Origin of the sequence: Streptomyces sp. NPDC000348 (assembly GCF_042898795.1) — a bacterium.
GTDB lineage: Bacteria > Actinomycetota > Actinomycetes > Streptomycetales > Streptomycetaceae > Streptomyces.
This window is the reverse complement of the sequence record NZ_JBIAZD010000002.1, coordinates 406,538-429,584: the sequence shown is the minus strand read 5'-3', so window position 1 is coordinate 429,584 and position 23,047 is coordinate 406,538. Positions and strand designations below refer to the sequence as shown.

17 protein-coding genes and 1 pseudogene are annotated in these 23,047 nt (G+C 70.9%); 2 read left to right on the top strand and 16 right to left on the bottom strand.

Features of this window, described 5'->3' with window-relative positions; all coding sequences use genetic code 11:
* The first annotated feature begins 118 nt into the window (after positions 1-118).
* Entirely contained in the window at positions 119-835 is a 717-nt protein-coding gene (locus ACFY3N_RS05790; protein ID WP_390815371.1) for a hypothetical protein, read from the top strand.
* A gap of 218 nt (positions 836-1,053) precedes the next feature.
* On the opposite strand, the gene ACFY3N_RS05785 is transcribed toward ACFY3N_RS05790, so the two are convergent.
* The 16 genes and pseudogenes from ACFY3N_RS05785 to ACFY3N_RS05710 form a co-directional block, all read right to left on the bottom strand.
* A complete protein-coding gene (locus tag ACFY3N_RS05785) occupies positions 1,054-1,698 on the bottom strand; it encodes a response regulator (RefSeq protein WP_390815370.1) in 645 nt (214 codons plus the stop codon).
* 4 nt (positions 1,699-1,702) lie between these two features.
* Complete coding sequence (locus ACFY3N_RS05780) at positions 1,703-3,088, bottom strand: histidine kinase (protein WP_390815369.1); 1,386 nt, start codon at positions 3,086-3,088, stop codon at positions 1,703-1,705.
* Positions 3,089-3,165: 77 nt separating this feature from the next.
* Positions 3,166-4,389, bottom strand: coding sequence for a Clp protease N-terminal domain-containing protein (locus tag ACFY3N_RS05775; RefSeq protein WP_390815368.1), 1,224 nt, complete (start codon positions 4,387-4,389; stop codon positions 3,166-3,168).
* A gap of 428 nt (positions 4,390-4,817) precedes the next feature.
* On the bottom strand, positions 4,818-5,423 hold the full coding sequence (locus tag ACFY3N_RS05770) for a maleylpyruvate isomerase N-terminal domain-containing protein (RefSeq protein ID WP_390815367.1): 606 nt from the start codon (positions 5,421-5,423) through the stop codon (positions 4,818-4,820).
* Positions 5,424-5,653: 230 nt separating this feature from the next.
* A pseudogene (locus ACFY3N_RS05765) lies at positions 5,654-6,070 on the bottom strand (30S ribosomal protein S1); the annotation flags it as partial.
* Between the two features lie 219 nt (positions 6,071-6,289).
* Positions 6,290-8,239, bottom strand: a complete 1,950-nt coding sequence (locus ACFY3N_RS05760) for a TIGR03960 family B12-binding radical SAM protein (protein ID WP_390815366.1) — start codon at positions 8,237-8,239, stop codon at positions 6,290-6,292.
* Positions 8,240-8,303: 64 nt separating this feature from the next.
* The gene (locus ACFY3N_RS05755) at positions 8,304-9,875 is read right to left on the bottom strand and encodes a CHAD domain-containing protein (protein WP_390815365.1); all 1,572 of its coding nucleotides are present in this window, start codon (positions 9,873-9,875) and stop codon (positions 8,304-8,306) included.
* 85 nt (positions 9,876-9,960) lie between these two features.
* Positions 9,961-11,163, bottom strand: a complete 1,203-nt coding sequence (rodA, locus tag ACFY3N_RS05750; RefSeq protein ID WP_390815364.1) for a rod shape-determining protein RodA — start codon at positions 11,161-11,163, stop codon at positions 9,961-9,963.
* Positions 11,160-13,448, bottom strand: a complete 2,289-nt coding sequence (mrdA, locus tag ACFY3N_RS05745) for a penicillin-binding protein 2 (protein WP_390815363.1) — start codon at positions 13,446-13,448, stop codon at positions 11,160-11,162. The genes rodA and mrdA overlap by 4 nt, the downstream gene beginning before the upstream one ends.
* Positions 13,449-13,562: 114 nt before the next feature.
* Complete coding sequence (mreD, locus tag ACFY3N_RS05740) at positions 13,563-14,231, bottom strand: rod shape-determining protein MreD (RefSeq protein WP_390815362.1); 669 nt, start codon at positions 14,229-14,231, stop codon at positions 13,563-13,565.
* A 13-nt stretch (positions 14,232-14,244) separates the two neighbouring features.
* Positions 14,245-15,186, bottom strand: coding sequence for a rod shape-determining protein MreC (mreC, locus tag ACFY3N_RS05735; RefSeq protein ID WP_390815361.1), 942 nt, complete (start codon positions 15,184-15,186; stop codon positions 14,245-14,247).
* A 171-nt stretch (positions 15,187-15,357) separates the two neighbouring features.
* On the bottom strand, positions 15,358-16,377 hold the full coding sequence (locus ACFY3N_RS05730; RefSeq protein WP_390815360.1) for a rod shape-determining protein: 1,020 nt from the start codon (positions 16,375-16,377) through the stop codon (positions 15,358-15,360).
* Between the two features lie 305 nt (positions 16,378-16,682).
* Positions 16,683-17,096: a nucleoside-diphosphate kinase gene (gene ndk / locus ACFY3N_RS05725; RefSeq protein WP_309062245.1), complete on the bottom strand. Its 414-nt coding sequence runs from the start codon at positions 17,094-17,096 to the stop codon at positions 16,683-16,685.
* Between the two features lie 65 nt (positions 17,097-17,161).
* Positions 17,162-17,512 carry a DUF4233 domain-containing protein gene (locus tag ACFY3N_RS05720; protein ID WP_390815359.1) on the bottom strand — a complete coding sequence of 117 codons (351 nt, stop codon included), beginning with the start codon at positions 17,510-17,512 and terminating at the stop codon, positions 17,162-17,164.
* Positions 17,513-17,518: 6 nt separating this feature from the next.
* A complete protein-coding gene (locus ACFY3N_RS05715) occupies positions 17,519-19,018 on the bottom strand; it encodes a bifunctional folylpolyglutamate synthase/dihydrofolate synthase (protein ID WP_390815358.1) in 1,500 nt (499 codons plus the stop codon).
* A 257-nt stretch (positions 19,019-19,275) separates the two neighbouring features.
* Positions 19,276-21,900: a valine--tRNA ligase gene (locus ACFY3N_RS05710; protein WP_390815357.1), complete on the bottom strand. Its 2,625-nt coding sequence runs from the start codon at positions 21,898-21,900 to the stop codon at positions 19,276-19,278.
* Between the two features lie 138 nt (positions 21,901-22,038).
* Between ACFY3N_RS05710 and ACFY3N_RS05705 the strand changes: the two genes are divergently transcribed.
* The gene (locus ACFY3N_RS05705) at positions 22,039-22,986 is read left to right on the top strand and encodes a hypothetical protein (protein WP_390815356.1); all 948 of its coding nucleotides are present in this window, start codon (positions 22,039-22,041) and stop codon (positions 22,984-22,986) included.
* Positions 22,987-23,047 lie beyond the last annotated feature (61 nt).

Sequence of the window (23,047 nt, the reverse complement as noted above, 5' to 3'; positions counted from 1 at the left end):
ACAGCCGCCGTTAGTCGCTATATGACGAAGGCAAGCAGGTTCGGGCTCATCAGGTCCGACGGGGGGAATTCGTGGGAATCCGATCTCGCCGGCCGCTGGATCGGCGAGGCCGGCTGACATGAATGACGAACGCTACGACCCTCTCGTCTACGCGGAGCCCATGGAATCGTCCGTGCCGCACTGGGACCCGGCCGAGGAACTCGCCTATCTGCTCCAGGAGGCCCGCAGCGAGGAGTCCTCCAGGGCCACCGTCCCGGGGCCCCGCGAGGAGACCTCGGTCACCGCTCCCCCGGCCGGCAGCCCCATGGACAACCTGCGGGAGATCACGGCGGAACTGCCGCCCCTGCGCGCGGCACCGCGCGGCCACCGCAAACCCCCGCGCAGACGCCCCGACGCGCTGCGCCTCGCCAGCTACGCCGTCGCCGCCCTGACCGCGGTCACCGTGTCGATGGTGAGCGTCTTCAGCGGCGTCGTCACCTACGAACCCCTGCTCCTCGTCACCACGGCCCACAGCAGCGGCAGTTCCTCGGCCTGGTGGCCCGTACTGGTCTACGGCCCCTGGCTGGCGGGCTCGTTGTCGGTCCTGCGCGCGGCGCTGCACCAACGGCGCGCCCTGCACTCGTGGTTCGTCGTCCTCCTCTTCTCGTCCGTCGCCGTCATGCTCTGCGTGGCCCAGGCCCCCCGGACGGTCACCGACACGGCCGCCGCGGCCCTCCCGGGCGTGGCCGCCCTGGCCTGTTTCCAGCAACTCGTCCGCCAGATCACCCTGACCCGCCCGCCCCGCCGCACCGCCCCCCGCCACCGCGTACGCCAGTACGGCCGCGGCCTCCCGTAACCCCGGCCACACGCCGAAGCCCCCTTCGCGTGCGAAGGGGGCTTCGGCGTGTGGCCGGCGGGACCGATCCGCACGGACGTGTCCGTCCGGAGGCACGCCGGTGCACAGAGGACGTCGGGGAGTGGCAAGCCATCGCCCCGGGGCGGCCAACCGTGTCCGGGAGCGTGCCGGGCGGCTCTCGTGGCGGACGGGTGTGCGACTGCGCGGCCTGCCGGGCCTCAGTCGAGCAGGCCCGCCTCCTGTGCCAGCACCGCCGCCTGGACCCGGTTGGTGCAGTCGGTGCGGGTGAGGATGCTGCTGATGTGGGCCTTGACCGTGCCGGAGCTCAGGTGGAGCCGTGCGGCGATCTCGGCGTTGGAGAGGCCGGTGCCCAGCAGCCGGAGGACGTCCCGTTCAGCCGGTGTCAGGTCCGCGGTCCGACGTGCTGCGACGTCGCTGCCGTGGCCCGACCGGGTCCGGAAGTCGACGAGTTGGCGGGTGACCTGCGGGGCGAGGACGGGTTCTCCGTCCGCGGCGCGGCGTACGGCGTCGATGAGGCCGTGGGGGCCGGTGTCCTTGAGGAGGTAGCCGTGGGCTCCGGCGCGCAGGGCGCTGGTGACGGTCGCTTCCTCGCCGAAGGCCGTCAGCATCACCGCTCGGGTACGGGGCGAGTGCCGGGCGATCCCGGCGACGGCGGTGATGCCGTCCCCGGGCATGCGGATGTCGAGGAGGGCGACGTCGACGGGGTGGGCGCGGCAGACCTCGACGGCCTCAGCGGCGTTCTGCGCCTCGGCCACGATGCGGATCCCGCCGTCGTTCTCCAGGATCAGGCGGATCCCGGCGCGCATCAACGCCTCGTCGTCGGCGATCAGGACTCGGATCATCGGTTCAGTGTAGAACCGCCGTGATCAGCAGGGCGATGGTGCCGCCGATCGTCGGCAGCAACACCAGCAGAGCCGCGCAGCCGCCTCCCAGAAGGCGGGGCCACGTGAGGACCTCCGTGGACAGCGGGGGCCGGGAGCCCGCCCCGCCGGACACCGGCCCGGGTGAAGTGGCGTACACGGGCGGCGCGTCGGGCCGGACGGGTATACGGGCGGAGAGGACGAAGCCGCCCTCCGGGCGCGGTCCGGCGTGGAGGGCACCCCCGAGCAGGCCAATCCTCTCCTGGAGGCCGACGAGTCCACTGCGGTTCCCGTCCCCGGGCGGACAGGGCACCGGCGGGGCATCGTTGATGACGGCGACCACCACCGTGTCCCCTTCGTCCTGAAACGTCACACGGACCGGTGCGCCGGAGGCGTGCTTCAGCGCGTTGGTGAGTCCTTCGCGGGTCACACGGTGGACGGCCTGCCGGGTGCGGGCGTCCGCGTCCGTCGGCCCGGTCGCGTTCCAGTGCAGTTCGGCGTCGGCCCCCGCCTTCCGGGAATCCGCGACCAGAGCCGAGAGATCTTCGCGGGTTCCCCGTTCACCGCTGTCCTCGCCGGACTGGTGACGGAGGACGCCGAGGATGCCGCGCAGCTCGTCCATGGCCGTTCCGGCGGTGGTGCGCAGAAGTTCGGCCTGGGAGGCCAGCGAGGGCGCCTGTCGTTCGGCGGCGAGCTGGAGAGCTCCGGCGTGCACCGAGATGAGGCTGATGCGGTGGCCGAGCAGGTCGTGCATCTCGGCGGCGATGCGCGCCCGTTCCTCCATGCGGGCCGCCTCGTCGATGAGGAAACGGGTCTGCTCGAGGTAGGCGTTGCGTTCCCGCAGCAGCCCCGTCAGCGGACGGCGCCGCCCCATCATCATGCCGGACAGCGCGGGCAGCAGGACGAACAGTGCGGCCACGCCGGCGCCGGCGACCAGGTACGGCATCGCCGGGAGTCCGCTGAGGGACGGGGCGGCGATCGACATGAGCACGGCACCGGCACTGCCCGCCCCGACGACTCCCCAGGCACGCCGTACGGGGGTGATGCGGCGCACGGCGGACCACACGACGCACGGCACCACCGCCATCGCCCACACGTTGTTCCCGGCGATCACCGGCACACAGCCCAGCACCGTGAGTGCCGGGTACATCCGCCGCGCGGGCACGAGCAGTGCCGCCCACACGCCCAGGAGGGCCACCGCCACCGGGTGGGCCGGCGGAATCAGCGGAACCGGCGCCAGCGAGCACAGCAGGACCAGGCCGGCGAGTACGGACTCGGTCACGACCGTCCGCCGGGGCGCGGCGCGCACCGCCTCCCGGATCGCGGCGGCCTCGCGGCGCGCCCGTCCGCACGCTCGCACTGCCGGACTCATGTCTTCTCCCTGTGGGCGCCGTTCTCAACGGCTGCTCTCGTTCCGTGTGTCGACGGACCACTGCGGCTGCGGACGCGTCAGGACGCCTGTGCCGCTCCGCCCGGGACCCGGAGCTCCGGCTCCGCCCGCAGCCCGGCGACGTCCGCCCCGCTCTCGGTCAGCACACGCTCGATCTCCGCCGCGGACTCCGCGTCCGTCCCCTCGTCCAGCAGCGCGGCCAGCAGGTGGGTCGTGCCGACCGTGGGCGAGCCCTGAGCGGCGGCGGTGAACTGGGTGACGTGCAGGAGCCGCCGTTCGAAGTCGACGTCACCGCGGACCTCCCGGGGCTCCTCCTCCGCGACCCCGGTAGCGGGAAGCAGCACCCGGGTGACGGCATCCTGCCGTACGCCGTGCCGGCGCAGCAGTGCGGCCCCCTGGTTCGCTCCCCTCAGCTCCTCGGGCAGCTCACGCCCCGCGACGGTCAACGACCGCTCCAGCGCCAGGATCCCCAGCAGCACATCGACCGGTCCCTTCTCCGACGCCCCGCGCCGCACCGCCCCCCGTGACGCCTCCGTGCGCACCGCACCCACGACTGCGGAACCGAACCCGGCGCCGCCCCCGAACATCCAGGCGGTGAACCTCCGGGTCAGCGGATTCCCGCTCTTCCCGAACGTCCCCGCCTTGCGCAGGATCAACACCGAGCCGGACTCCGGAACTTCGTCACTCCCCCGCAACGCGTCGAGCGCCATCGAGGCAGCCGGGACGTCCACCTTCTCCAGCACCATGGCCTCACGGGCACGCGTATCGGGCAGCCCGACCAGTGCACGCGCCACATGCCGGACGCGCACGGAAACGGTGCCCTCCTCCCGCGCGGCCTCCAGCGCCTTGCGCAGACAGGTTCGCAACGCGCCGGTCATCGGCGGGAGTTCAAGGCGTTCCTGCCCCTGCTTTCCCTTCTGCTTCCGATTCGCCCAGCGCAGCCTCTTGGCCTCCTCCAGCCGGACCTCCCGCCAGAAGGCGTCGATCTCCCGCTCGTCGTCCGGGCTTCCCGCCATGCCGTCACCCGCGTCCTCACTGACCCACACGGACGTCCCCCGGCACCCGATCGAACCGCCGAGCGAGCCGGAGGCCCTCATCCCGGGTGCGATCGCGGAACCCGCGGCCGAGTCTCCCGACACGAGCGCGTACAGCACGCTCTCCGTACCGACGTCCTCGCGTTCCTGCTTGTCCACCGCGCGCATCGCCTCCAGCAAGAGCCTGACGACGTCCCTCTCGAACTCGGCGGTCACGCCGGCGCCGCGGTCGGATGTTCGCTGGTCCATCGTGCTGCCTTCCTCTCCGTGGTGTCGCCTGCCGAGAAGGACGCTAGACCGCGTCCTCCGGCTCCGCGTCGGCCGGTCGGCCATTGCTTCCCGTCCGATCGGCCAGGTTCTCCCGTCCGGGCGGACGACGGCCTTGCGGGCCCAACGCGGCACCCCTCGCGGACATTTCCCGCCTGACAACGGTGCGTCACAGGAGAACGGCACCGGGGCGCTGCGCCCGTGAGCGGTCACCTCTCACGGCATGGGGCGACCACGGCGCCACCACCACACGGGCCGGGGGTCCGCACCCGCAGGAGGGACGCTCCCGGCATCGGAGGACGCCTCGTGGATGAGCCCGTCGTCGGTTGAACGCGTGATGCAGGTGCCCCTCGCCGGCGCTGTCGGTGCAGGCGCCGGGCTCGGTGGAAGCCGGTGAGGCCGGCGTCGGATCAGTAGACGATGGACACGATCCGGCACGCTGCTTCGGCGAGCCGCCGGTCCCCTCGCACCTGGGCGCGGGACAAGGCATCCGCAGGATCGATGTTCCGCGTGGACAGTCGCCAGACGGTTTCGGTATCCAGTAGCACGGCCGCGGTCGGTCGGCCGCTCGGCGCTTCGGCCAACGACCACCGGTCCGCGGTGGCGGTCGCCGTCCACGACACGCCCAGGGCGACCGCGTCAAGGTCGGCTGTGGCGAATCGCCGGACAAGCCGGGTGCCTGCCGCCGCCAGGGCGTCGATGAGCGAGGCAGGGCTGTCGTCCGCGTGCAGGTCGACCCATTCCTGGTTCGTGCGGTGGATGAACGCCTCGACCGTCTCACCATCGGCGAAGCCGTTGCGGTGGTCGTGGCCGAGGCGGCCGTAGTAGTCGCCGAGGAGGTGGGCGGCGACGTCGTGCACCGTCCAGTGCCCGGCTGCCGTCCCGCTCCAGTCGGAGGGTGTCAGACCACGCGGGGTGTCGAGCAGCGACCTGAGTTCCGGACCGAACAGCGCACGCGCGTCGATCGGGTCACCCAGCCAGGAAGTGCCGGACATGCCGTGGGACTCGGGACTCATGGCCACAGCCTGTCAACCAGGAGTCGCGGTCTGCCATCGAATACTCCCGCCCGGGAGCGTCCGGGTGACCCACTGCGCATCAGCCGTCCGGGATCGGTCCGGTGGCGGCGAGGCAGGCATCCACCGGATCGGGACGGTACCGGATCTGCTTGAGCCGGCGACCGCGCGGCCGATACCCGAGGGCATCGCCCGTCCCTCAAACGCTCAGACCTGTCGCCGAGAAAGGGACGGCCGACACCGGGATGGACCGGGTGGTCGGGGCCCTCGTCAAGCGCCACGAACACGCCGAACCGCTCGATCGCCGCCACCGTGCCGGTCAGGCGTCGGCCAAGGCGGAGCCGCTTGAGGAACGCCTGGAGTTCCGGGTTCTCCGTGGCCGCCATCGACAGCCGTACTCGGCCCTCCTCCAAGTCCACCGCGAGCACCTCGGCGGTGACCCGCTGTCCGACCACAGCGGCATCCGCCCTGCGCCGCTGCCAGGAGACGTCCAGCGGCCCCACCACCCCGTGCGGACGAGCGGTGCACCCGTCCAGGGTCACGGTCACCTCGGACCGGGTGACGGCCGCCACCATGCCACTACAGCGGTCACCGGCCTGGATCGGTGTCAGAAAGCTCCTGAGGACCGGATCCACCGACGCGTCCCCCATGGCGCCCAGGCTCTCACATGACGGTTGGCCCCACTCCGCCTCGGACCGGATGCCCGCATGCGCGCCAGGAGCGTCCGTGGAACGTCCCGGGCCGCCCGCCGTGCCTTCGGGGACCGGAGTGGACCGAGCACCGCGACCACCTCGTCCTCCGTGGTGCGTCCGCCACAGCCTCAGCGGTACGCCGCAGTGGCCCGGTCACTCTCCGCTCCCCCGCCCGTCTCAGCCGGCCGGAGCCGGCTTCTTGACCGTCAGCGGCAACAGCTTCTTGCCGGTGGGGCCGATTTGTATGGCCGTGTCCATCTGAGGACACACGCCGCAGTCGAAGCACGGGGTCCAGCGGCAGTCCTCGACCTCGGTTTCGTCGAGGGCGTCCTGCCAGTCCTCCCAGAGCCAGTCCTTGTCCAGGCCGGAGTCGAGGTGGTCCCAGGGGAGGACCTCCTCGTAGGTGCGCTCGCGGGTGGTGTACCAGTCGACGTCCACGCCGAACTGCGCGAGGGCCTTGTCGGCGCAGTCCATCCAGCGGTCGTACGAGAAGTGCTCGCGCCAGCCGTCGAAGCGGCCGCCGTCCTCGTAGACCGCGCGGATGACCGCGCCGATGCGGCGGTCGCCGCGGGAGAGCAGGCCCTCGACGATGCCGGGCTTGCCGTCGTGGTAGCGGAAGCCGATCGAGCGGCCGTACTTCTTGTCGCCGCGGATCTTGTCACGGAGCTTGGCGAGGCGCTCGTCCGTCTGCTCGGCGGAGAGCTGCGGGGCCCACTGGAACGGGGTGTGCGGCTTGGGGACGAAGCCGCCGATGGAGACCGTGCAGCGGATGTCGTTGGAGCCGGAGACCTCCCGGCCCTTGGCGATCACGCGGGTGGCCATGTCGGCGATCTGGAGGACGTCGTCGTCGGTCTCGGTGGGCAGGCCGCACATGAAGTACAGCTTCACCTGGCGCCAGCCGTTGCCGTAGGCCGTGGCGACGGTCCGGATGAGGTCGTCCTCGGAGACCATCTTGTTGATGACCTTGCGGATGCGCTCCGAGCCGCCCTCGGGGGCGAAGGTGAGGCCCGAACGGCGGCCGTTGCGGGTCAGCTCGTTCGCCAGGTCGATGTTGAAGGCGTCGACGCGGGTGGAGGGGAGGGAGAGGCCGATCTTGTCTTCCTCGTAGCGGTCGGCGAGGCCCTTGGCGATGTCGCCGATCTCCGAGTGGTCGGCGGAGGAGAGGGAGAGCAGGCCCACCTCTTCGAAGCCCGTGGCCTTCAGGCCCTTGTCGACCATCTCGCCGATGCCGGTGATCGAGCGCTCCCGGACCGGGCGGGTGATCATGCCGGCCTGGCAGAAGCGGCAGCCGCGGGTGCAGCCGCGGAAGATCTCCACGGACATGCGCTCGTGGACGGTCTCGGCGAGCGGGACGAGGGGCTGCTTGGGGTAGGGCCACTCGTCGAGGTCCATGACCGTGTGCTTGGAGACGCGCCACGGGACGCCCGACCGGTTCGGTACGACGCGGGCGATGCGGCCGTCGGGGAGGTACTCGACGTCGTAGAAGCCGGGGACGTACACCCCGCCGGTCTTCGCCAGGCGGAGGAGGAGTTCCTCGCGGCCGCCGGGGCGGCCCTCCTCCTTCCAGGCGCGGACGATCCGCGTGACCTCCAGGACGGCCTGCTCGCCGTCGCCGATGACCGCGCAGTCGATGAAGTCGGCGATCGGCTCGGGGTTGAAGGCGGCGTGGCCGCCGGCCATGACGATCGGGTCGTCGAGGCCTCGGTCCTTGGCCTCCAGCGGGATGCCGGCCAGGTCCAGGGCGGTGAGCATGTTGGTGTAGCCGAGCTCGGTGGAGAAGCTCAGGCCGAATACGTCGAAGGCCTTCACCGGGCGGTGGCTGTCGACGGTGAACTGCGGAACGTGGTGCTCCCGCATCAGCGCCTCGAGGTCCGGCCAGACGCTGTAGGTGCGCTCGGCGAGGACGCCGTCCTGTTCGTTGAGGACCTCGTAGAGGATCATGACGCCCTGGTTGGGCAGTCCGACCTCGTAGGCGTCGGGGTACATGAGCGCCCAGCGGACGTCGCAGCTGTCCCACGGCTTGACCGTGGAGTTGAGCTCTCCGCCGACGTACTGGATCGGCTTCTGCACATGCGGGAGCAGAGCTTCGAGCTGTGGGAACACAGACTCGGCGGCTTCGGCAGGCATCTCGCGAACCTTTGTGTGCTGAGTGGGGTGACCATTCAGCGTAACGCGGCCGGAGGGGTGTTCCCTACGTTGTCCAGGGCCGGAGGTCCTTGGTGATCGACGCCCAGGCTTCGGGGAGGGCGGCCTCGGCGAGCTCCGCGCGGCGTTCCTCGCGGGCGTGGAGGACGCCGTAGGTGAAGGCGCTCTCGCCCGCCGCGTGGGCGACGGCGGCGAGCTCGCGGAGGGTCTGGCGGGCCATGACGCTGTCCTGGTGGTCGCCGAGCAGGCCCTGGAGCGACTTCATGGCCTTGACGAGGTCGTCCGCCGGTTTGCCGAGTGCGGGGGCGGCGGCCTCGGCGGCGTAGCGGGTGCGCTTGGTCTTCTTGCGGGCCTCGTGCAGGGCGACGTCGCGGTCGGGGCCGGGCGGGAGGTCCAGGGCGCGGGTGATGAGGCCGGTGAGTTTGCCGAGGTCCTTGCGTACGGCCTGGGTGAGGACCTTGTCCGGCCGGGCTCCGGCCTTCTTGCGCAGGGGCGGGTCGGCGAGCAGGGCGTCCAGGGTGTCGAGGAGGGCGAGGTGGCGGCGGGAGTCGAGGATGCCGGTGAGGTGGCCGTGGGCCTTGGAGTGGCGGACCTCGGCCCAGGTGGTGAGCCGGTGGCCGACGGGGCCGGTGACGAGGGTGTCGGGCAGGTCGGCGAGGGAGGACCGGAGGCGTTCGGCGAGCACTTCCTGGTCGCGGTCCCGGCCCAGCTCGGCGGCCAGCCGCTTCAGGTCGGCGCCGACGGGGTCGGTCACCTCGCGGTCGAGGACGGTGCGGAAGGAGCGGAAGGTGCTGCGCAGGCGGCGGGTGGCGACCCTCATGCGGTGCACGGAGTCGGGGACGTCCTGGCGCACGGCGGGGTCGAGTTCGACGAGGGCGTCGCGCTGGGCGCGGACGTAGGCGAGGACGTGGTCGCCGGCGGTGACGGGTTTCCCGGTCGTCCGTGGCCGGTGTTTCCGCCGCGGGGCCGCCTCCGGTGCCGTGGCGGGCGCGGGTGCCGTCGCTGCGGCCGGGGTGGCGTGCGGTGCCGTGTCGGCCAGTGCCCTGGCCAGTTTCGAGGCCGAGGCCGAGGGGCGTACGCCGGCCTTGCGCAGGCGTTTCTCGACCTTGTCGAGGAAGGCGGGGTCGCCGTCGTCGGCGAGTTCGACCTCGATCTCGGTCCACCGGGCGGTGCCGCCGTCGCCGGTGAGGCGTTCGGCGTGGACGGTGTCGACGCCGACCTCGGCGAGCAGCCGGCCGTCGGCGTCGACCAGGTGGCGCACGTCGCGGTCGGAGCGGAGCCGGACGACGGGCAGCAGCGCGCTGTCGCGGACGCGGGAGCGGACGAGGGCGGCGAGCTCGTCGGGGAGGGTGTCGGAGAGCGGGGCGCGGATCTCGTCGCGCACTCCGGGGGCGACGGGGAACTTCAGGTGCCAGCCCGCGTCGGAGCCGCCGGTGCGGCGGCGCAGGGTGACGGAGGACGCGGCGAGGCGTCCGTCGGCGGTGTCGTGGTAGGTGGCGTCGAGGTGGGTGACGCCCTGGTCGAGTACGGTCGCCACGCCGGGGACGCGGGTCAGGTCGGGCAGTCCGCCGTCGTCGGACTCGTACTTTCGCTCGATCTCGCGCTTGGTGTCCGCCATGAGATGCCTCTATCCGCCGTGGGTGAATCTAGTCGTCGTGGGCGCGGAGCGGCCGTGGGTCCCGCCGCTCCGCGCCCACGGCGGTTCACGCGGACATCGGCCGTTGTATCCGGATGGACTGGAGCAGGCCCACGGCCAGCCAGACGGCGAACATGGAGGAGCCGCCGTAGGAGACGAACGGCAGGGGCAGGCCGGTGACGGGCATGATGCCGAGGGTCATGCCGATGTTCTCGAAGGCCTGGAAGGCGAACCAGGCGACGATGCCGGCGGCGACGACGGTGCCGTACAGGTCGGTGGTGTCGCGGGCGATGCGGCAGGCGCGCCAGAGGATGACGCCGAGCAGGCCGATGATCAGTGCGCCGCCGACGAAGCCGAGTTCCTCGCCGGCGACGGTGAAGACGAAGTCGGTCTGCTGTTCGGGGACGAACTGGCCGGTGGTCTGGGAGCCGTGGAAGAGGCCGGAGCCGGTCAGTCCGCCGGAGCCGATGGCGATGCGGGCCTGGTTGGTGTTGTAGCCGACGCCGGCGGGGTCGAGCTCGGGGTTGGCGAAGGCGGCGAAGCGGTTGATCTGGTACTCGTCGAGGATCCCGAGCTGCCAGACGGTGACCGCGCCGGTCGCGCCCGCGCCGAGCAGGCCGAAGATCCAGCGGTTGGAGGCGCCGGAGGCGAGCAGTACGCCGAGCACGATGACGACCATGACCATGACCGACCCGAGGTCGGGCATGAGCATCACGATCAGCATGGGGACGACGGCCAGTCCGAGGGCCTGGAGGACCGTGCGGTGATCGGGGTACGGCTTGTCGCCGGCGTCGACGCGGGCGGCGAGCAGCATCGCCATGCCCAGGATGATCGTGATCTTGACGAACTCGGAGGGCTGGAGGGAGAAGCCGCCGGGGAGCTTGATCCAGGAGTGGGCGCCGTTGATGGTGGAGCCCAGCGGGGTGAGCACGAGCAGGATCAGGAAGACCGAGGCGCCGTACAGCAGGGGCACGGCCGTGCGCAGGGTGCGGTGGCCGAGCCAGAGGACGCCGATCATCAGGGCCAGTCCGATGCCGGTGTTGAGCCAGTGCCGGACGAGGAAGTAGTAGGGGTCGCCCTGGTTGAGTTCGGTGCGGTTGCGGGTGGCCGAGTAGACCAGGAGCGAGCCCAGCAGGGAGAGGGCGAGCGCCGAGAACAGTATCGGCCAGTCGAGGCGCCGGGCCAGGGAGTCACGGGCGAAGACCCGTGTCCAGCCGGCCCGCTCCGGTCCGTATCCGGAGACCTGGAAGCTGTTGACTCCGCCGGTCATGACGCTGCCCTCCGCGGTCCCTTTCCGGTGCCGGTGCCGCCGCGTCGTCGTCGGTGGCGGCGGCGGGTGTCGCGGTTGGTGTTCTCCGGCGAGGGGACGGTGCCCGCCTGCTGCGGGTCGGCCGGGTCCTGCTGCGGTGTGGTGGCCTGTGCGCCGGGCGAGGGGGTCGCCCGGTCCTTGGCGGGGTCCTTGGAGATCTTCGGGGAGGTGATGGTGCCGTCCGTGCGGACCTTCGGGAGGTCCTTCTGCGGTGTGGACAGCAGCGCCTTCTTCTTGTCGATCTCGCCGTCCTCGGAGACGCCGTACAGGGCGTTGTAGATGTTGCGCACGGCGGGGCCCGAGGCGCCGGAGCCGGTACCGCCCTGGGAGATCGTCATGACGATCGAGTAGTCCTTGGTGTACGTGGCGAACCACGAGGTGGTCTGCTTGCCGTAGACCTCGGCGGTACCGGTCTTGGCGTGCATCGGGATCTCGTCCTGCGGCCAGCCCCCGAATCGCCACGCGGCCGTACCGCGGGTGGCGACTCCCTCGAGGGCTTCGTCTATCTGGGCGAGGGTCTTTTTCGACATGGGCAGCTTGCCGTCCGCCCGGGGCTCGATCTCCGTGACCGTCTTGCCGTCGGGGCTGATGACGGCCTTGCCGACGGTGGGGTCGTAGAGGGTGCCGCCGTTGGAGATGGCCGCGTAGATGGTGGCCATCTGGATGGGGGTGACGAGCGTGTCGCCCTGGCCGATGGAGTAGTTGACGGAGTCACCCGCGCGCAGCCGGTTGCCTTCGAGGCAGTTCTCGTAGGCGATCTTCTCGGCGTAGCTGCCGTCCTTCTTCCCGTACTTGCACCAGGCGTCCTTGTTGGCCTTCCAGTAGTCCAGCTTCCACTGGCGGTCGGGGACGCGGCCGGTGACCTCGTTGGGCAGGTCGATGCCGGTCTCCTCGCCGAGGCCGAACTGGTGGGCGGTCTTGTAGAACCAGTCGTCGGCGTTCTTCTTCGGCTTGTTGCCGCCGTCGCGCTTCCACTCCTCGTGGGAGAGGGCGTAGAAGACGGTGTCGCAGGACACCTCCAGGGCGCGGCCGAGGCTGATCGGGCCGTGGTTCTGGGACTCGAAGTTCTTGAAGACCTGTCCGCCGATGGAGTACGAGCTGGAGCAGTTGTAGGGGCCTTCGAAGGAGTAGCCGGCGTTGATCGCGGCGGCCGTGGGGATGACCTTGAAGATGGAGCCGGGTGCCGACTGGCCCTGGATGGCGCGGTTGAGCAGGGGGTAGTTGGACTTCTTGCCGGTGAGCGCGGCGTAGTCCTTGGCGGAGATGCCGCCGACCCAGGCGTTGGGGTCGTAGGTGGGGTTGGAGGCCATGGCGACGACGCGGCCGGTCTTGGCCTCCATGACGACGACGGCGCCGGAGTCGGCCTCGTAGGTGCGGTTGGTGTTGCGGTCCATCTCCTTGCGGGCGGCCTTCATCGCCTCGTTGAGCTCGTACTCGGCGATGCGCTGGACGCGGGAGTCGATGCTGGTGACGAGGTTGGCGCCGGCCTGGGCGGGGTCGGCCTCGGCCTCGCCGATGACGCGGCCGAGGTTGTCGACCTCGTAGCGGGTGACGCCGGCCTTGCCGCGCAGCTGCTTGTCGTACTGGCGCTCCAGGCCGGAGCGGCCGACCATGTCGGAGCGCAGGTAGGGCGAACTGGTGTCCTCGGCCTGCTGGATCTCCTCGTCGGTGACGGGCGAGAGGTAGCCGAGGACCTGGGCGGTGTTGGCCTTGCCGGGGCTCGGGTAGCGGCGCAGGGCCTGCGGCTCGGCGGTGATGCCGGGGAAGTCCTCGGCGCGCTCGCGGATCTGCAGGGCCTGTTTGGCGGTGGCCTCGTCGGTGATGGGGATGGGCTGGTACGGCGAGCCGTTCCAGCAGGGCTGGGGGGTCTCGGCGTCGCAGAGGCGGACCTTCCGGAGGACCTCCTCGGCGTCCATGCCGAGGACGCCGGCGAGTTTGGTGAGGACCGCCCTGCCGTCGTCCTTCATCTTCAGCAGGTCGGTGCGGGAGGCGGAGACGACCAGGCGGGTCTCGTTGTCGGCGAGGGGCACTCCGCGGGCGTCCAGGATGGAGCCGCGGACCGCGGGCTGGACGACCTGCTGGACGTGGTTGCCGGAGGCCTCCTTGGCGTACTGGTCGCCCTCGCGGATCTGGAGGTACCACAGGCGCCCGCCGAGGGTGCCGAGGAGGGAGATGACGAGGACCTGGATGACGACGAGCCGGATCTGGACCCGCGGGCTGCGGCCGGTCTCGGGGATGTTGGTCACGCGGCTTCCTCCTCTCTCACAGTGCGTACGCGTGTGCGGGTACGAGTGGTGAACGACCGGGCCGTGGGCCCGCGTTCCGTCGCCATTCACTCGTTCCGGTGAAGTTGTGGGAGGTCACAGGCGCTTGACCCCCTTGATGCGTCCGGCGCGGGCCACCCGGGCGCGGGCCGCCTTGACCCGCAGTCCGCCCCGCTGCCCGCCGATGCGCAGTCCGGTGCCGCCGGAGAGCCAGCCGGAGGCGATGTCGCCGGACTTGGCGGGGTTGGTCTCGGCGAGCGGGTCGTTCTCGGCGCGCCGGGCCAGGGCCATGATGCCGGGGACGACGAACGGCGCGAGCAGCAGGTCGTACAGGGCGGCGGTGAACAGCAGCCCGCTCAGGCCGACATGGCGGGCGGCGGTGTCGCCGACGAGGGCGCCGACACCGGCGTAGAGCAGGGTGGAGCCGACGGCGGCGGCGACGACCACGACCATCGGGCCGGTGGCCGACCTGACCTGGCCGCTCTCGGGTTTGACGAGTCCGGCGAGGTAGCCGATGACGCACAGCACGAGGGCGTAGCGCCCGGCGGCGTGGTCGGCGGGCGGGGCGAGGTCGGCGAGGAGTCCGGCGGCGAAGCCGACGAGGGCGCCGCCGACGTGGCCGTAGACCAGGGCGAGGCCGAGGACGACCAGCAGCAGCAGGTCCGGGACGGCGCCGGGCAGGTGGAGGCGGGCGAGGACGCTCACCTGGATCACCAGGGCGACGACGATCAGCGAGCTGGAGAGCAGGATCCGGTTGACGCGCATGGGGTGACAGCTCCTACTGCTCTTGCTGGTTCAGGCCGTCGGCAGGGGCCGAGGGGGTGACGGTCACCGTCACGGTCGGCGTGGGGGTCGGCTTCGGCTTCTTGGGCAGCACCGTGTCGCGCGGGTCCTTCTCGGGGGCCTGGACGACGACGCCGACGACGTCGAGCTTGCTGAAGCTGACGAACGGCGTGACGTAGAGGGTGCGGGTGAGGTCGCCGCCGGAGGGGTCGACGCGGGAGACGACACCGACGGGAACGCCGGGCACGAACGGCTTGTCGGCCTGGGAGCCGAAGGTGACCAGACGGTCGCCCTTCTTGATCTCGGCCTTGCCGTTGAGGAGTTCGACGCGCAGCGGGCGGTCGCCCTGGCCGGAGGCGAAGCCGAGTTCGTCGCTGGCCTCCATCCGGGTGCCGACGGTGAAGTCGGGGTCGCTGGCGAGCAGCACGGTGGCGGTGTCCGGGCCGACGGTGGTGACGCGGCCGACGAGTCCGTCGCCGTTGAGGACGGTCATGTCGCGCTCGATGCCGTCGTCGGCGCCGGCGTCGATGGTGATGGTCCAGGAGAAGCCCTGGGCCGCCCCTATGGCGATGACCTGGGCGCCCTTGATGCCGTACTGGCCCTGGCCGGAGATCTTCAGCAGCTTGTCGAGCTGCTCGAGGCGGCTGCGGCCGCGGTCGTCGCTGCCGAGTTCGGCCTTGAGCGCGGCGTTCTCCCGCTCCAGTTCGGCGATCCGGTCGTGCCGGTCGCCGGACTCGCGGACGGCGGAGACGGCGTTGCCGATCGGGTCGACCGCGCCGGACACGCCGTTCTCGATCGGGCCGAAGACGGTCGCCGCGGCCTGCCGGGCACCGTCGACCGGTGAATCCTCCCCGCCGCGGATGTCCACCGTGATCAGCGCGAACGCGATGGCGATCAGCAGCACCAGGAGCAGCCGGCTCTCTCGTGTGTCCCTCACGTGCGGCGGCCGTGCCTTCCTCGTCGAGAACGGGTATGAGGTGGGGGTCTGTTCAGGTGTGTCGGGGGTGCGTCAGAGCCGTTTCGAGGCGTTATGGGGGATTTCATGCCTCTATATCAACGATCCGCCGTACGGAAGGGTCGTCCCGTACGGCGGAATCGAAGAGGTGGGTCATCTGCGCGGCTGGGCGTCGAGCACCTGCTGAAGCGCCTCGAACTCCTCGACGCACTTGCCGGAACCGAGCGCCACGCTGTCCAGCGGGTCCTCGGCGATGTGGATCGGCATGCCGGTCTCCCGGCGCAGCCGCTCGTCGAGGCCGCGCAGCAGGGCTCCGCCGCCGGTCAGAACGATTCCCCGGTCCATGATGTCGCCCGACAGCTCGGGCGGGCACTTGTCGAGGGTCGTCTTGACGGCGTCCACGATGGCGTTGACCGGCTCCTCGATCGCCTTGCGCACTTCGGTGGCGGAGATCACCACGGTCTTCGGCAGTCCGGAGACGAGGTCCCGGCCGCGGATTTCGGTGTGCTCGTCGGTGTCCAGGTCGTACGCCGAACCGATCGTGATCTTGATCTGCTCGGCCGTCCGCTCACCCAGCAGGAGGGAGTACTCCTTCTTGATGTGCTGGATGATCGCGTTGTCCAGCTCGTCGCCCGCGACGCGGATGGACTGGGCGGTGACGATGCCGCCGAGGGAGATGACCGCGACCTCCGTGGTGCCGCCGCCGATGTCCACCACCATGTTGCCGGTGGCCTCGTGGACCGGCAGCCCGGAGCCGATGGCGGCGGCCATGGGCTCCTCGATGATGTGCACCTGGCGGGCACCGGCCTGGGACGACGCCTCGATGACGGCGCGGCGCTCGACGCCGGTGATGCCCGAGGGCACACAGACGACGACCCGCGGACGAGCCAGGTAGCGCCGCTTGTGGATCTTCAGGATGAAGTAGCGGAGCATCCGCTCGGTGATCTCGAAGTCCGCGATGACACCGTCCTTCAGCGGACGTACGGCAACGATGTTGCCGGGCGTGCGCCCGATCATCTTCTTCGCTTCGGCGCCGACCGCGAGGATGCCACCGGTGTTGGTGTTGATCGCGACGACGGACGGCTCGTTGAGTACGATCCCACGACCCCTGACGTACACCAGCGTGTTGGCGGTCCCGAGGTCGACAGCCATGTCACGGCCGATGAACGACATTGAGTTCCCCATCAGGATTCGTCTGGCCTTCCCACGAGCTTTTGAGGGCTTTTCAGGTCGGCGAGGTGGGTGCGGTGACGTGAATGCTTCCATCGTAGACGCGCCTTCGCGAACACCGCGCGAGGGTCTTCGCCAATGTCATCAGACGGCGCGTCGCCCTGCTCCTGGAGACGGGCCATCGGGGGCATCCGTTCCCCCGAACGCCGCGCATATGCCAGAAAAGGTCCGGGGGCAAAGCCCCCAGACCGTCCGAGAGGCGGCCAAACGCGCTGGACGTGGCCGCGACGTGATCGTTATGCGCGAGGTTACGCGCGACCCGGGAAGAAGATCTTCACCTCGCGCTCGGCGGACTCCTCGGAGTCGGAGGCGTGGATCAGGTTCTCCCGGACGATCACACCGAAGTCGCCGCGGATCGAACCCGGCGCGGCGGCGATCGGGTCGGTGGGACCGGCCAGTTGGCGCAGCCCCTCGATGACCCGCTCACCCTCGACGATCATCGCCACGACCGGCCCGGAGGCCATGAACTCCACCAGCGGCTCGTAGAACGGCTTGCCCTTGTGCTCGCCGTAGTGCTGCTCCAGCGTGTCCTGGTCCAGGGTGCGCAGCTCCAGCGCGGTGATCCGCCAGCCGGCCTTGCGCTCGATACGGCTGATGATCTCGCCGGTCAGGCCACGACGGACCGCGTCGGGCTTGAGGAGGACGAGGGTGCGCTGGGTCACGACGGAGCTCCTTGTGCGTGAGGTTGTGCGGGAGGACGAGGTTACCGGGCGTGTCGGGACGCCTGTCACGCAGCGTCAGGCCGGCCCGCCTGCGCGGCGAACCGGGCCTTGGCTTCGTCCACCTTTCGGCCGAAGTGCACCGATGCCCACCACAGCAGCGCGAAGAGCGCGCCCATGAAGAACATCATCGGGACGAAGACGCCGGAGGCGACGAGGGCGACCTGCAGCGCCCAGCCGAGGGCCACCCCGCCGGGCCGGGTGATCACCCCGCACAGGGCCACGCACAGGAACATCGCGATGCCGCAGACCGTCCACACCGTGCCGGTGGACAGGTCCGCGTCCTTCATCGCGACCAGTCCGGCGAAACCGATGATGAAGAACTCGCCGATCAGCGTCGAGGCACAGAGCGTACGCACGGGATCTCAGCCCCTCCCCAGCAGCAGTCGGGCCTCGCCGACGGTGATGACGGAACCGGTGACGAGGACACCGCCGCCCGCGAACTCGCCCTCCTCCTCGGCCAGCGTGATCGCGGCCTCCAGGGCGTCGGGCAGCCGGGGCTCGACCTGGACGCGGTCCTCGCCGAACACCTCGACGGCGATACCCGCCAGCTCGTCGGCGTCCATCGCGCGGTGGCTGGAGTTCTGCGTGACGACGACCTCGGCGAACACCGGCTCGAACGCCTCCAGCAGCCCGCGCACGTTCTTGTCGCCGCTGGCGCCGACCACCCCGATGAGCCGGCTGAACTGGAACGCCTCCCCGATCGCCGCGGCCGCCGCCCGCGCGCCCGCCGGGTTGTGGGCGGCGTCCAGGACGACGGTCGGCGAACGCCGTACGACCTCCAGCCGGCCCGGGGAGGCGACGGCGGCGAACGCCTTGCGCACGGTGTCGATGTCGAGCGGCTGGGCGTGCTGGGCGCCGACGCCGAAGAACGCCTCCACGGCGGCGAGCGCCACGGCCGCGTTGTGGGCCTGGTGCTCACCGTGCAGCGGGAGGTACACCTCGGGGTACTCGCCGCCGAGCCCGCGCAGCGTCACCAGCTGGCCGCCGACGGCGACCTGCCGGGCGACGACCCCGAACTCCAGGCCCTCCCGGGCCACCGTCGCGTCCGCCTCGACGGCCTTCTTCAGCAGCACCTGCGCCGCGTCCACCGGCTGCTGCGCCATGATCACCGTCGCGTCCCGCTTGACGATGCCGGCCTTCTCGCCGGCGATCTCGGCGGGCGTGGTGCCGAGCCGGTCGGTGTGGTCGAGGTCGATGGGCGTCACCACGGCGACGCCGGCGTCGATCACGTTGGTCGCGTCCCAGCTGCCGCCCATGCCGACCTCGACGACCGCCACGTCCACGGGTGCGTCGGCGAAGGCGGCGTACGCCATGCCGGTGAGCACCTCGAAGAAGGACAGCCGGTACTCCTGCCGGGAGTCGACCATCTCGACGTACGGCTTGACGTCCCGGTACGTCTCGATGAACCGCTCGGCGGAGACCGGGGCGCCGTCGAGGCTGATCCGCTCGGTGATCGACTGGACGTGCGGGGAGGTGTAGCGGCCGGTGCGCAGCTCGAAGGCGCCGAGCAGGGCCTCGATCATGCGGGCGGTGGAGGTCTTGCCGTTGGTGCCGGTGATGTGGATCGAGGGGTACGAGCGCTGGGGCTCGCCCAGGACGTCCATCAGCGCGGCGATCCGGGCGACCGAGGGCTCGAGCTTGGTCTCGCCCCAGCGGGTGGCGAGCTCCGCCTCGACCTCGCGCAGGGCCTTGTCGACCTCGGGGTCCTCGGGGCGGGCGGGCACGTCCGCCTGGGGCGGGCCGCCCTGGGTGCGCAGGGTGCGGCTGCCGGCCTCGATCACCGCGAGGTCGGGGTCGCGGTCGGTCTCGGCCTCGACGATCTCGTCGAAGGAGTCGCTGTCGTTCGGGGGGAGCTCACTCACGCGGACCAGTCTACGTACCCCGCGGCCCGCACCCCTCGTGCCGCCGCGGCCTGCGGGCAGTCGTGCCTCCCCCAGTGCCTCGAGGGCCTGGGAGGTGTCCCCAGGGCGGCACGGGTGGGCGCCGGCGGCACCTCGCCGGCGCCCCCACCCCCGGCAGCCGAAGACCCCCGGAGCTGTTCGGCTCGGGGGGCCTTCGGTCGGTTGTTCCATTCACCCGCGCTTGCGGGACGCCGCCCCGGACCTGCGGCTGACCGCGGTTACGCCGGAGGGAGGCGGTCCAGTTGGGACTGAATACGGGTGATGTCCTCCTCCGCCTTGGCCAGACGGGTGCGGATCTTGTCGACCACGTGGTCCGGCGCCTTCGACAGGAACGCCTCGTTGCCGAGCTTCGCCGTCGCCTGGGCCTTCTCCTTCTCCGCCGCCGCGAGGTCCTTGGCCAGCCGCTTCCGCTCCGCCGCGACGTCGATCACACCGGACAGGTCCAGCGCGACCTCCACGCCCGCGACCGGCAGCGTCGCCGTGGCCGTGAAGGGCTCCCCCTCCGGCTGCAGCCGCAGCAGCTGCCGGATCGCGGCCTCGTGCCGCGCCAGCGCCGTACCGTCCAGCGTCAGCCGGGCCGGGACCCGCTGCCCGGGCTGCAGCCCCTGGTCCGCGCGGAACCGCCGGACCTCGGTGATCACCGACTGGAGCGTCCCGATCTCCCGCTCGGCGTCCGCGTCCCGGAAGCCGCTGTCGGACGGCCACTCGGCGATGACGACCGACTCGCCCCCCGTCAGCGTCGTCCACAGCGTCTCGGTGACGAACGGGACGATCGGGTGGAGGAGCCTGAGCGTGACGTCGAGGACCTCACCGAGGACCCTCTTGCTGACCTCGGCCGGCTCGCCGCCCGCCTGGAACGTCGTCTTGGAGAGCTCGACGTACCAGTCGAAGACCTCGTCCCAGGCGAAGTGGAACAGCGCGTCCGACAGCTTGGCGAACTGGAAGTCGTCGTAGTGCGCGTCGACTTCGGCGACCACCGAGTTCAGCCGGGACAGGATCCAGCGGTCGGTCGGCGACATCTCCGAGGCGTCCGGCAGCGGACCCTCGACCGTCGCGCCGTTCATCAGCGCGAAACGCGTCGCGTTCCAGATCTTGTTGGCGAAGTTGCGCGAGCCCTGGACCCAGTCCTCGCCGATCGGCACGTCGACGCCCGGGTTGGCGCCGCGCGCGAGGGTGAAGCGGAGCGCGTCGGAGCCGTACTTGTCCATCCAGTCCAGCGGGTTGACCGCGTTGCCGAAGGACTTCGACATCTTCTTGCCGAACTGGTCGCGGACCATGCCGTGCAGGGCGATGGTGTGGAACGGCGGGGTGCCGTCCATCGCGTACAGGCCGAACATCATCATCCGGGCGACCCAGAAGAAGAGGATGTCGTAGCCGGTGACCAGGACGGAGTTCGGGTAGAACTTCGCGAGCGACTCGGTCCGTTCGGGCCAGCCGAGCGTGGAGAACGGCCACAGGCCCGAGGAGAACCAGGTGTCGAGGACGTCGGTGTCCTGGTGCCAGCCCTCGCCGGCCGGCGGTTCCTCGCCGGGGCCGACGCAGACGACCTCGCCGCCGGGCCCGTACCAGACCGGGATGCGGTGGCCCCACCACAACTGCCGCGAGATGCACCAGTCGTGGAGGTTGTCGACCCAGTCGAAGTACCGCTTCTCCATCTCCTGCGGGTGGATCCTGACGCGGCCGTCGCGGACCGCGTCGCCCGCCGCCTTCGCCAGCGGGCCGACCTTGACCCACCACTGCATGGACAGCCGCGGCTCGATGGTGGTCTTGCAGCGCGAGCAGTGGCCGACCGAGTGGACGTACGGCCGCTTCTCGGCGACGATCCGGCCCTCGGCGCGCAGCGCGGCGACGATGGCGGAGCGGGCCTCCAGCCGGTCCAGGCCCTGGAAGGGGCCGTGGGCGGTGATGACCGCGTGCTCGTCCATCACGGTGAGGGACGGCAGGTCGTGCCGCCGGCCGATCTCGAAGTCGTTCGGGTCGTGCGCGGGCGTCACCTTGACGGCGCCCGTGCCGAACTCGGGGTCGACGTGCTCGTCGGCGACGACCGGGATGGAGCGGTCGGTCAGCGGCAGCTTGACGAGCTTGCCGACGAGGTGCTTGTAGCGCTCGTCCTCGGGGTGGACGGCGACGGCCGTGTCACCGAGCATCGTCTCCGCGCGGGTGGTGGCGACGACGATCGTCTCGTCCCCGTCGCCGTACTTCATGGAGACGAGCTCGCCGTCGTCGTCCTGGTAATCGACCTCGATGTCGGAGATCGCGGTCAGACAGCGCGGGCACCAGTTGATGATGCGCTCGGCGCGGTAGATCAGCTCGTCGTCGTAGAGCCGCTTGAAGATGGTCTGGACGGCCTTCGACAGGCCCTCGTCCATCGTGAAGCGCTCACGGGTCCAGGCGACGCCGTCACCGAGACGGCGCATCTGGCCGCTGATCTGGCCGCCGGACTCGCCCTTCCACTGCCAGACCCGCTCGATGAACGCCTCGCGGCCGAGGTCGTGCCGGGACTTGCCCTCCTTGGCGAGCTCCCGCTCGACGACGTTCTGCGTGGCGATGCCGGCGTGGTCCATGCCGGGCTGCCACAGCGTCTCGAAGCCCTGCATGCGCTTGCGGCGGGTGAGGGCGTCGATGAGCGTGTGCTCGAAGGCGTGCCCGAGGTGCAGACTGCCGGTGACGTTCGGCGGCGGGATGACGACGGTGAACGGCGGCTTCCCGCTCCCCGCGTCCGCCTCGAAGTAACCGCGCTCTACCCAGCGCTCGTACAGCGGGCCCTCTACATCGGCCGGCGCGTACTGGGTCGGCAGTTCGGTCGTGGGCGCTGGTGGCTGCTGCTGAGCGTTCTCGGTCACGGGGCTCAGTTTAGAGGCGTCACGGGCCTGTCCCGAAACGCGTTTCCTTTGTAACGGTGCGGCCCCCGCCGACCTGAACGCGCCACCCCTGAGTCAGGATGTCGGCAACGCATAAACATCTGGAGGGGGAATCCCGTAATGAGCTACAACCAGCCGGGCCCGTACGGCGGGCAGCCCCAGCAGCCCGGACCGTACGGCCAGCCGGGTCCTTACGGCCAGCCGCCGCAGGCTCCGCAGCCCGGCTACGGCTACCCCCAGCAGGCTCCCCCGCCCGGCCAGCCCGGCTACGGCTACCCGCAGCAGCCCGGGCAGCCCGGCGTCCCGCCGCAGCAGGCCCCCTACGGCCAGCAGCCGCCCTACGGCCAGGCCCCGTACGGCATGCCGCCCCAGCCCCCCGCCCCGGGCGGCGGCGGCAAGAAGGCCGCGATCATCGTCGGCGCGGTCGCGGTCGTCGCGGCGATCGGCGTGGGCGCCTACTTCGTGATCGGCGGGGGCGGCGGCGCGGGCGCCCTGGAGGACGACGGACCGCACAAGCTGACGACCCCGGCGACGGTTCTCGGCGGGTACGAGAAGTCCGAGAGCGACAGCAACACCATGACCGACAGCGACATGAAGGACGCCGAGGCGTGGGGGGTCAAGAACCCCAAGGACGTCAGCGCCGGGTACCAGTTGAAGGACGAGCAGAACCCGCTGGCCGGGAAGATGCTGTCGTTCGGCGGCGTCTACGGCACGATCGACGACCCCGAGAAGGTCATCGACGCGATGTTCGCCCACATGGAGAAGGAGAGCCAGGAGGGCGGCAGCGACGAGGACGTCAGCTTCGTCGGCGACCCGAAGGAGTACAAGCCCAAGTCCTTGGAAGGCGCCGTCATCAAGTGCCAGGAAGCCAAGGTGGACAACTCCGACGGCGGCGCGAACGAGCCGAAGTCGATGACCATGACGTACTGCATCTGGAGCGACTACAGCACGCTCGGCTTCGTCATGCCGATGAACCTCCTGGACATCGCGGGCGGCAAGAAGGCCGACCCCGCCGAGGCGGCCGAGATCACCGCCAAGTTCCGCAAGGAGGTCCGCGTCAAGCTCTGACGCCGGCACCGCACACGGAGAAGGGGCCCGGTGACCGGGCCCCTTCTCCGTGCGTCCGCCG